The organism is Globicatella sanguinis NBRC 15551 (assembly GCF_001552295.1).
Classification (GTDB): Bacteria; Bacillota; Bacilli; order Lactobacillales; family Aerococcaceae; genus Globicatella; species Globicatella sanguinis.
Genome location: NZ_BCQX01000073.1, coordinates 1 through 11,448, shown reverse-complemented (window position 1 = coordinate 11,448; position 11,448 = coordinate 1). Strand labels below are relative to the sequence as shown.

Below are 11,448 nucleotides of genomic sequence, written 5' to 3'. Positions count from 1 at the left end.
GGAGGCAGGTAGACGAAGCGAAAATTATTCAATTTTCTACTTCTTGCCAACTCCCTAATCAATCAATTGACCCTATTTTAATGGTCTTCTTTTTTGGATTTTTTTGTAATAAGAGAAAATCCTGAAAGTAAAGACATTACGCCAATAGCCAATAATGATTTTGAACTCTCTTCACCTGTTTCAGGTAAGACTTTCGCTTTATTATAATGAATTTCTGTAAATCTTTTCGGTTCTTTCTCGCCTGGTGCCTCTGGAGTCTCAGGGTCTTCTGGTTTCTCTGGAGTTTCAGGTTCCTCTGGTTTCTCTGGTGTCTCAGGGTCCTCTGGTTTCTCTGGAGTCTCAGGGTCTTCTGGTTTCTCTGGAGTTTCAGACTCTTCTGGTTTTTCAGGGTCTTCTGGTTTCTCTGGAGTCTCAGGGTCTTCTGGTTTCTCTGGAGTCTCAGGGTCTTCTGGTTTCTCTGGGGTCTCAGATTCCTCTGGTATCTCAGGTTTTTCTGGATCTTTTGGATCTTCCGGATTTACTGGTGGGATTTCACATTTACATTTAGTTCCGACTTTTACAATCTTCTTAATTGGTTGTTCTGTGATGTTTTCTTCCCTAGAAACTTCTTTACTATTTTCTATTGTAATTGTGGTTTCTTTTTTACCAGTTTTTCCTTCTTGAACTGTTTCAGACTTACCAGCTTCCATTTCTGCATCTTCAATAATTTCTACTTCGAAAGGAACTTCATTTTCAACCGTTACTTTACCATCAGTCTTAGAACCATATTCATAAACTGCATCAGTAGGTTCGGTTCTTTCAACTTTCGTTTCAAATTTGCCAGTTTCTTTATTGAAACTAGTCGTGATGATCACTTTTCCTGGAGTACCATCCTTAATTTTTTTGATTTCTCCATCTTTAAGCTCAGGATTATGTTTGTATTGAGTATTGTTAGGAATTGATTCTTCCTTAACAACAGGTCTAGTACCAACTTTAACGACTCTCTTAACTGAATCCTTGGCTTCTTCCTTAGTAACAAGCTTACCTTGATCTTTATCGTAAGAAGTAGTAATTGTAACTTTTCCATTTTCACCTGGTGTTACTTCTTCTTCTTTGCCCATTTCAACGTTTTCATCATAAATATACTCTGTTTCAAATGGTTTTTCTACTTCTTTCACAATTGGTTTAGTACCGATCTTAATAACTTTTTCTACAGGATCTTTCGTTGTCTTAAATTCGCCTGCTTTGGTTTCAACAACTTTACCATCCTTGATTACAAGAGTATTCGTTCTTTCTTGTTCACCTGGTGTTCCTCCAGTTTCTTTACGTTGGCCTGCTTCAAGAGTATCGTCATACTCAACTCTAGTTTCGAAAGGAATTTCTTTCTTCTCTTTGATTTCATGAGTACCCTCGGAAGTTCCCTTACCTACTTGGATTAGGGCATCTTCTGCTAGAACGATTTCTTCTTTTGGTTCACCATCGACTTTAGAGTCTTTAATTGTCCAAGTTGTAGTTTTTATTCCAACTTTACCAGGTTTCACAATTCTGTATTCACCTTTTTGAAGGTTGTCGACTTCCTCTACTTTGTAGCCAAATGGTAATTCTTCTGTGTGTTTTACTTCACCTTCAAATTCTTGGCTACCAACTTCAATAATCTCTTTAACCGGCGCTTTGGTTTCTTTTGGTTCTGAAGTATTGGTTACTTTTGAGTTTTCAATCGTAATCGTATATTCTTCTTCCCCTTCAACACCTTGCTGAACTACCTTGTGCTCACCCTTCTTAAGTTCTGGGTTTACTCTTACCTCAACTTCAAATGGTTTCTTACTTGTGTAAGTGTGAGTGCCATCCGTCTTCGCTGGGCCTACTTTAACAATGCGTTTAATTGGCGCTTTAGTTTGTTTAGTTTCGCCATTTTCAGACTTAGTAACTTCGCCATTCACAATTGTGTGAGTTATGGTTGTTTCTTCCTCACCAAGTTCACCATTTTGAATAACTTCAGTTGTACCTGGTTCGAGTGAATTATCGATAATGTATTCTGTTTCAAACTCAATCGCCTTGGTTTTCTTCGTTTCATGCGTACCAGTGAAGTCTTCAGTTCCCACTTCGATAATTTCGTTAACCGGCGCTTTGGTTTCTTTTGGTTCTGAAGTATTCGTAACTTTTGAGTTTTCAATCGTAATCGTATATTCTTCTTCCCCTTCAACACCTTGTTGAACTACCTTGTGCTCACCCTTCTTAAGTTCTGGGTTTACTCTTACCTCTACTTCAAATGGTTTCTTGCTTGTGTATGTGTGAGTACCATCCGTTGTGCCTGGACCCACTTCAACTATTCGCTTAACTGGAGCTTTGGTTTGTTTAGTTTCGCCATTTTCAGACTTAGTAACTTTCCCATTTTCAATAGTGTGGGTGACTGGTGTTTCTTTTTCACCAAGTTCTCCATCTTGTACTACTTTGACTTCGCCTGGTTTTAATTCATTGTTAACTTTGTATTCTGTTTCAAATTCAACAGCTTCAGTTTTCTTAGTTTCGAAAGTACCTGTGAAGTCTTCATCACCAACTAAAATAACAGCTTTCTTAGGTTCTCTGATTGTCTTAAATTCAGATTCATCTGTTACTTTTGAGTTCTCAATTGTAAGAGTTCTTTCTTTAAGTCCACTTTCACCAGTTTGTTGTACACCATTAATTTCGGCATATTTCCATTCACCCTTCTTAAGTGATGGGTCTTTTCTGACTTCAATTTCAAATGGAATGGTTTCAACATCTTTGTATTGACCATCTGTCTTAGAACCTACTCTAATTTTCCGAGTAACAGGATCTTTTATTACATTGGTTACGCCACGATTTTCTTCGCTTGCCTCACCATTGGTGATTGTTCTAGTTATCTTGGTTTCTTGTTCTCCAAGTTCACCTTTTTGATCTTCGACAATTTCACCTGGTTTTAAGCTTGGATCAACTGTTACTTCTGTTTCAAATGGAATTGGGTCCTTATCAACATAATTAATCTCACCAGTGAAATCTTGGCTACCAACTTCAATAATCTCTTTAACTGGAGATTTTGTGATCGCAGCATCAGAAATCTTAGTTACTTTAGAATTTTCTATCGTAATTGTGTATTTTTCTTCCCCGACTTCACCTTTTTGAACAACTTTGTGTTCGCCCTTCTTAAGCTCTGGGTTTACTCTAACCTCTACTTCAAACGGAATCGTATTAGTGTGTTCATATGTGCCATTAGATTTTGCAGCTCCCACTTTTACAATTCGCTTAACTGGTGCTTTTGTTTGTTCAAAAGTACCCTCTTCAGTCTTTGTTACCTCGCCATCAACAATAGTAAGGGTATTGGTTCTAGTCTTTTCACCTGGTACTCCTTCAATTTCTACTTTTTGTTCACCTGGTTTTAGACTGTCGTCAAATTCTACAATTGTTTCAAATGGTACTTCAACTTTTTCTTCAATCTTATGAGTACCGTCAAGAGTCCCCTTTCCAACGCGGATAATTGCATCTTCTGCTGCTTTGGTGGAAACGGTTGGTTCTCCATCAACTTGAGAGTTTACAATCTTCCAGGTTGTAGTCTTAGTTCCTACTGTTCCAGGTTTTACAATTTCGTATTCACCTTTTTTCAAGGTATCTACTTCTTCAACTTTGTATTTAAATGGTATTTCTTCCTTGTGTTCTATCACACCTTCAAAGTCTTTACCACCTACTTCGATAACAGCATTTTCTGGTTTTGTTTCTTCTACTTTAGTATCTGTAACCTCAGAATTTTCAATGGTATAAGTGGTTTTCTTGCTACCAACTTTCCCTTTAAGTTCAACATCGCCTATTTTTTTATATCGCCATTCACCTTTTGCTAGTTCGTTATTAACTTCGACTTTTGTTTCGAATGGGATTACTTCATCGTGTACTATCTTACCATCTGTGTTTCTACCTACTTTAATAATTTTCTTAACAGGTTCTGTTGTTGTTTTAAAGTCGGTTGTTGTTGCATCTACAACTTCACCATCTTGGATGGTTAGAGTTGTCGTTCTTGTTTTTTCTCCTGGAACGCCTTCTTGAGTTACTTTTTGTTCCCCTGGTTTAAGACTATCATCAAATTGTACTTCAACTTCAAATGGTACCTCTACTTTTTCTTCAATCGTGTGAGTTCCATCATTTGTGCCTTCACCTACGTAGATAAGACGATCTATTGGATCTGTTAGTTTTTCTTCTTTAGTATCTGTGATTTTTGAATCTTCAATGTTGTAGGTTACCTTCTTGGATCCTTTTTCACCTTCAGTGATGACTTTGATTTCACCTTTTTTAAGTTTCGGATCTTTTTCTACTTTAGTTTCAAAAGGTATTTCTAGAATTTTTTCAACCGTACCATTTGTACCATAAGCCATAAATTGAACTTCTGTATTCTTTGTGCCAACTTCTAACTTACCATCTTCTTCATAGTAGTGGGCTGTTACTGGGACATTTAGTAGGGCTCCGTCAACGGTCTTGCCTTCTTCGGCATTCGGTACCATTGCAGTTACCTTACCTGTTTTTTCATCAATGGTAACATTCCACACATTGCCCTTATCATCTGTGTAAGTATCAGAATCTAGAGTGTACTTACCTGGTCTTCTGTTGTATTTATCTTCGGTATTTAGGATAACATCTGAAGACAGTACGTCTCCTTCTTGACCAACTTTTGCATTGTAGCGTGGGGTCATGTTTGCTTTTTCTTCGATTACGAAGTAAGCATTTACTTCTTCAATGATGTCTTCACCTGGTTTTTGTTCGTCTACATAGTGAGCTATTACCGGTACAGTAAGTTTTTCACCACCATTAAAGGCTGTAGGAACGACGGGTTTTGCAGTCACTTGTCCAGTTTTTTCATCAAGTTTTACAGTCCATTTATTTCCGCTATCATCGGTAACTAGGTGGTTGCCAGCCTCGTCTTTCTCTAGAGTACTAGGAAGAGTATAGCTACTTGGTGGAATTCTCTTACCATCTTCTGTTACGGTTGCGGGTGAGGTTTGTTCTTTAGCCGGGTAATTTACTTGCGTTTCATACTCTGGCTTGATGTAATCAGATTCTTGAACAACAAAGTGGAACCAGTGAACATCTTTTGATCCGTTGGTATAAGTATACTCAATTGGGATTGCCATAAAGTCTCCGGCCTTAGCTGATTTAGGAGGCGTAATGGTGAAGTTTGCGATATCTCCCTTGTGTAATTCAACCTTCCATTGATCAACTTCTGCTTTGCCCTTGTTTTGGCGTTCTATAAAGTCCATGATCAAATTACCAGAGGCTTCTCCCCTAGCTTCTGCTTCATTCATTTCTTCTGCAGATTTGTCTGTTTCACCTGAATTTTCTGGTTCTACAATACCTACCTTAAATGGCTCTCCTGGTTTTACCGCTGATGAAGTCACTTTTGTTGTGTCATCACCATTTCCATCTTCGAATTTTTGGTCGTAATATCTTGTATCGTCAAGATTTAAATTAAAGCTACCGATTAAGTTATAATGGTCGTAGCGGTCAATGCCTTGCTTATCGATTGTGACATTCGTTCCTTTATGGTTGATGTCAGCAGTACCGGCACCTGTTTCTGTATAGATTCCAATTTCACCAGAACCATCTGGTGTTTCTGCTATCGTCTTAAATTCATCAGCTGTTCTTGGACGAGCAAAGAACTGAACATCAAACGTTTGTAGGCCCTTGAATTCAGGCGTATTGAAGATTGAATTTTCATTAATGACAGTTTTACCGTTTTCATCCTTCTTTAGTGCACCTTCCGGCATCTTAATGTGGATATTACCATTGTCGCCAATATAGGCACTTGCCCCCGGTACAATTTTACCTGTAATAGGATTATAGACTTGACCCACGATTCTTTCTTTTGCATTTTCGTCAATATTGTCTACCTTGATCCCCGTATCAATTTCTTGACCTTGGACAAAGTATTTAGACTTTTCGTCATAGTTATTTTTGTTAAGTTTTAATTCTTCAAGCTTGTCGTTTTCATTTGGCCATGGATTGACCTTGTAACCTAAGATGAAGCTATCACCAAAAAACTTAATATTGGGGTTATCTCTAGTGTAATTATCATTAAAGCCAAAAGAAGTAGAGTCGTTATCCTTGTTATTGATATGTTTTAGGGTTTCTTCACTGGCATTATAATCAAGGTTTCTTTGTCGTCCTGCAGCTGTAATTTCTCCATTTTCATTTGGCTTATAAGTTACCTCCGGAGATTCAGGGGTTAACTTATCTCCTTCGCCCATCATCGGTTTTTCGCCTGGATAAACAGGTATAAGGCCAGAATCTGTTACATAAACCATAGTATAGGTTCTTTGACCTGTCTTCTTGTCAATAGTGATTTGGTAACCATATTCAGTCTTACTTGGCGATTCTTCAGACGGGTTTTTAAAATTAAATTTTAAACCGTCTTTTTCTACATTCTCATCAGTTCTAAGAAGCGCTTGATTTGTATCTCCACGCTGGAGGTCAGTCTCTTTATAACGTTCATTTTCGTTATAATTATTAATTTTCTTTTCATCTTCAGCATAGTTAGGTTCTGAAGTTGCTGCTGCTCTTTGTTGAGATGCTGCCACTTCTGCTGAAATATCTAATTTTTCTGATTCCGCTTGAACATCAGTGGCACTCGGTTGTGACATTGTGGTAGCAAGTTCATCTTGTGCTGTTTCTTCAACTGTATTAGCTTCACGATTTCCTTCGCTAGCTGGTCCTACACTCGCTTCTTCTTTTGCTTGAGATGAAGCTGATTCCGAAACATCTTGCGTATTAACTTCATTATTTTCTTGGTTAGTGGCAGCTAATTCAGTTTCTGCTATTGATTCGGCTGAAGCTGCTTCTGAGAGATTATTGGTGTCTGCTTCCGTTGCCTCACTTGAAGCTGCTTCTACCACTGGTGTCTCAGCTGGTGTTTCTTCTACGGTGTTAGCTTCAGGAACTACTTCTGAAACTGGGGCGGTTGTTTCGGATTCTCCTATTACCGATAATGTTCCTTCAACATTTATAATCTCAGCTGCTTCGGCCGCATCAACAGTGGGCGCTTGACCCGCTAAAAATGCTGAGATCGCAACACTGGCTAAACCGAGAGTGGTTTTACGTAATGTATATCTATATTGCTTATGCATGTCTTTCTCCTTACTTTAATATGTTGAAATATTGAAATAAAACCCATTTGTTTACCTATCACAAAACAACAGGTTTCAATCATTTGTTATTATCTTTAAAAAGATAATATTTAGTACCATCTTTTAATTCATTATGAATATAATATGCCATTTTTTGCTTATCAATCCTACTCAAACTGCGATTAAAACACTGAAATTTATATATCAGTTTTTGAATTAAAAATACAAAAAGATAATGGGATTATAGCTGACTCTCCTAAAAGAAAATATAAGATAGAGTGCAACTGGCTTGTTTCTGAAGTCTCATAACTCAGTCGTATACTGAGTGCTAAAATATTTTATGGTTTATTCTTCTATTAACAAAATCGTTTGTCTAAAGTAATCAACTATTAATTGGTTTTCAGTTTAAAAATAAATAATTCCTAATTTTAAGTCGTTCCTATGTGATTTGATAATTGCTTATAAATTTTCTCTAGTAAAACTAATATCCTTAGCTAAAAGCCATTTCCTAAGTTTTTATCTCACTTACTTTCATCTGTTTACTTGATGATTCCTCCCTATTTATCAAATATAACTATTGTGACTTCTGTTTTTCTACCTATGAATCCTTTTTTGAATATTTAAGTCAATATTTTTCACTTTAGAAAAATGACTTGAGTACAAAATGATATAACAATCTAAAGGTTTCATGTTTGTGACAAACATCTTTAGTTTCTTTCTGTTGGTTACGATTTTTTACCGTTGATCCAAAGGTCATTTTGAAAAAAGCTCGTCACTTGAAAAACAATTAAATTTAAGGTATTAAAGAATGTCGACATTTTTTCTTTATTTAATAAAAAACAACTATCAATATTATGAAACATTTCACTACTTTTATAAGTATCACTTTTATGTTCAAAAGATTCGTTATCAAAACCACCGCGATTGATTTTAACTTTTGAAACAGTATTTTTTCAACTCAAACTTTATAGACTATATTCAATTACAATCCTGTTATTCAATCGTAAATGCCTTCCTGGCCTACAAAGTATTAAGTTCCACTTGATAAAATATAATCCAATTAATAAAATTTTATAATTAATTCTATTTATGGTACATTCCCCCTTCAATGCTATATCCTTTAGATAGCAGGTGAAACCTAATTTTCAGGTCCTCTATCATCCTAAAGATAGCATATCAGTAGGTTTTAAGCAATATTATTTAGTATTCTTAACTATTTTTTAAAAAGTAAGATTACATTTAGTTTTTTGTTCACTATATAAAAATAGAATAACCACTTCTCCAGGGGATTGGGTTCTCAACAACTTCTAGTGGGGAGTAAAATCCCCCAGCAAATGTTGTGGTTTGAATAGACTATGGTTAAATAACCTCCTAAACTGATAATGATCGAATGTTCGTATTATCAGTAGGACGTTATTATTATGGAAAGATCGATGATATTAAATATATTCTGTCGCAACTCTTTACAAGATATTGGTGAAGCCGTTGCGATGGATAAAACAACCCTTTCATGTTCATTGAATTGAAATATTCAAAAGTGCCTTTATTGTCGTTCTTCTCATCTTCATAGTAAAGGGTACTATAAAAAAGTATCGTTTACCTTTTAATCATAGTAACATCAAGATCGTTCTGCTTAAGATTAAACGTTATAAGTGTTAAGAATGTCATGATTCTTTCTCGAATAGTATCGGGCTTACGCCTCGATATTTCACTATTCCGTATTCAACAATCGACAGTATTATGGAAAATCCGAAGAAGCCAAACGAAACGTTTAAGTCGACTGCCGAACAGTTTTCCGTCTCAGAAATAACTGCCAAACGGTACTTTGATAAATATTATCATCCGGATAAATTCATTTTACCTTCAGTTCTATGTTTTGACGAAGTCTATATCACCAGCTTAAATATTAGCTCTAATTATTTGGCTGTTATGAATGATTTTGAGAAAAAACGATTAATTGAAGTCATCTCTTCTAGAAAGAAAGCGGATCTTCATCGTTATTTTTATCATTTAAATGAGAAAGAAAAAGAAAAAGTCCAATATGTCTGTATCGATATGTATCGTACATACTACGGTATTGCACGAATACATTTTAAAAAAGCTATCATCTGCATTGACTCATTCCATGTCATCAAAAACTTAAATGATAGCTTAGACAAAATCAGAGTACTGATTATGAACCAATACCATTCCGATTCTATTGAATATTATCTACTAAAAAACTGGAAATTTTTACTCTTTGATCGAAAAAGTAATTTTCATAATAAGCCCCAATACAACCGTAAATTAAAACGCTATATCAATAAGGCTCAGTTATTCGAACTGATACTTCAAATTCATCCTGATTTAGAAAAAGCTTATCGTTTAGTAGATGAATACATTCTTTTTAATGCTTACGATGACTTACCTGAAAGAAAGTTACTCGAAATTGATTATTATATCAATAATTTTCTTAAATCAGGCATTCCTGAATTAGTGCAATTTGGTAAGTTACTAACAAGGTGGAAAATAGAAATTTGTAACTCATTTACTAGAATAGACGGCATACGAATATCAAATGCTTTTACAGAAGCATCTAATGGAACGATAAAGGATATTATTCGAAACGCTAAAGGAATGCATTCCTTCGAACGTTGTCGAAACAGAATGATGTATGTTATTAATAAAGATAACTGGATATTAAGAGACTAATTTAACAATAAAATGTAAATCGATTACGAACATTCGAAAAAGAAATACGGGTTGAAATTCGTATTATCACAACGAATTTCAACCTGAATTTTTATCATTTCTCCCCTATTAAATATTTAGTGGGTCCACACAATAAATAGCCTATTTCATGTGGGTCCACACAAAAAGTTGTAGAGCCCTTTTTAAATAAAGCCGTTTTCTAAGAATAGAAAAAGACTACTACCCTATCAATTAGGTAGTAGTCTTTGAATGCTATTTTAACGACCTAGCATTCTAATTTTAAAGATTTGATTACTCATGTTCACGTTTTGAACGAGACACGAAGAATCCTCCAACCAATAATCCAATACCAATAGTGGTAGTAACAATCTTATTCATGATCGATTCACCAGTATTTGGTAAATGTTTACGATTATTTGGTGTATTTGGTGTATTTGGTTTGTTTGGTGTTGTTCCTCCCGGTGTTGTCGTTTCTTCACCAGAAGGTGTCGTGGTTTCCTCTTCACCTGGTGTTGTTTCTTCTGTCGTTTCAGAAGTTGTTTCTTCCGTTGTTTCAGAAGTCGTTTCTTCCGTCGTTTCAGAAGTTGTTTCTTCCGTCGTTTCAGAAGTCGTTTCTTCCGTTGTTCCAGAAGTTGTTTCCTCCGTCGTTTCAGTAACGATACTTGTTTCCGTTTCAACGGTTGTAGTATTGTTATTGAAGTTTGTTATAGTGAACAACACTGGTTTATCATTTGGTAAGTTAAAATGATATTGTTCATTTGTGAAATCATAGCCAGCTGGCGCTGCCGTTTCAACAAAGTAATATTCACCTTCAACTAAATCTTTTACTTGTACTAATCCACTTGCATCAGTTTTATACGAACCAATCTTAACTTCTTCAATTCTTTCGACTGGTGCTGCCGTTGTGGTTGCTTCCGTTGTCATTGCAGTTTTCTCTGCTAACTTCGCGACCACTTGTTCTTGTAATTGAACAATTTGTGCATTTAAACTTTCGATTTCTGCTGAATGATCAATTACAGTTGGAGCTTCCGTAACAGGGTCAATATACACTTCTGTTACATAGCTTTCCTCAATAATTGTACCATCTTCAGCCGTAACTTCTGGAACTATTGATGTTTCAACAATCGGTTCAACTGATTCTGAAGAAATCACCGTTCCGTGTTCTGATTCTAAAACAGCTACTTGATTTTGTAGATTAGCAATCTGTTCATTTAACGCTTCGATGGCTGCATCAACTTCAGATGTATCAACTGCTGCTGGTTCAACTGTTACTGGTGCATCCTCTACCATCGTTTTAACGATTCGATACAATTCAAAAGTTACACCTTTAACGGCATTACCATGTTGATCAATTTTCTTAATAGAAGCATCATACAACTCTGGTTGAGGTGCCTCAGTTGATGAAGTTGTATCTGTTACTGTCACTGTCACAATCGAAGTAGTTGTTTCAGAAGATGTTGGTTCTTCCGTTGTTATTACGCCAGTTGTCGTTGTTTCTTCTTCAGAAGTTGTTGTTGTTTCTTCTTCTTCAGAAGTTGTTGTTGTTGTTTCTTCTTCAGAAGTCGTTGTTGTTTCTTCTTCAGAAGTTGTTGTTGTTTCTTCTGGTGTTGGCTTGACTGGAACATCTTCTTTATCCTCATCGTCTACTGGCGGCGTG

At 35.9% G+C, this 11,448-nt stretch carries 3 protein-coding genes; 1 reads left to right on the top strand and 2 read right to left on the bottom strand.

The features are described from left to right. Positions 1-77: 77 nt before the first annotated feature. On the bottom strand, positions 78-7,100 hold the full coding sequence (locus GSA01S_RS10945) for a G5 domain-containing protein (protein ID WP_066126130.1): 7,023 nt from the start codon (positions 7,098-7,100) through the stop codon (positions 78-80). A gap of 1,740 nt (positions 7,101-8,840) precedes the next feature. Here GSA01S_RS10945 and GSA01S_RS07005 point away from each other — a divergent pair. Beyond that, positions 8,841-9,791, top strand: coding sequence for an ISL3 family transposase (locus tag GSA01S_RS07005; RefSeq protein WP_066126128.1), 951 nt, complete (start codon positions 8,841-8,843; stop codon positions 9,789-9,791). 291 nt (positions 9,792-10,082) lie between these two features. On the opposite strand, the gene GSA01S_RS07000 is transcribed toward GSA01S_RS07005, so the two are convergent. Beyond that, on the bottom strand, positions 10,083-11,448 hold a 1,366-nt coding region (locus tag GSA01S_RS07000; RefSeq protein ID WP_157064791.1), incomplete at its 5' end, for a SpaA isopeptide-forming pilin-related protein.

Excerpts from the sequence above, each read along its gene's own strand:
- GSA01S_RS07005 (WP_066126128.1), top strand. The coding sequence starts at position 8,841 with ATGGAAAATCCGAAGAAGCCAAACGAAACGTTTAAGTCGACTGCCGAA.
- GSA01S_RS10945 (WP_066126130.1), bottom strand. The coding sequence starts at position 7,100 with ATGCATAAGCAATATAGATATACATTACGTAAAACCACTCTCGGTTTA.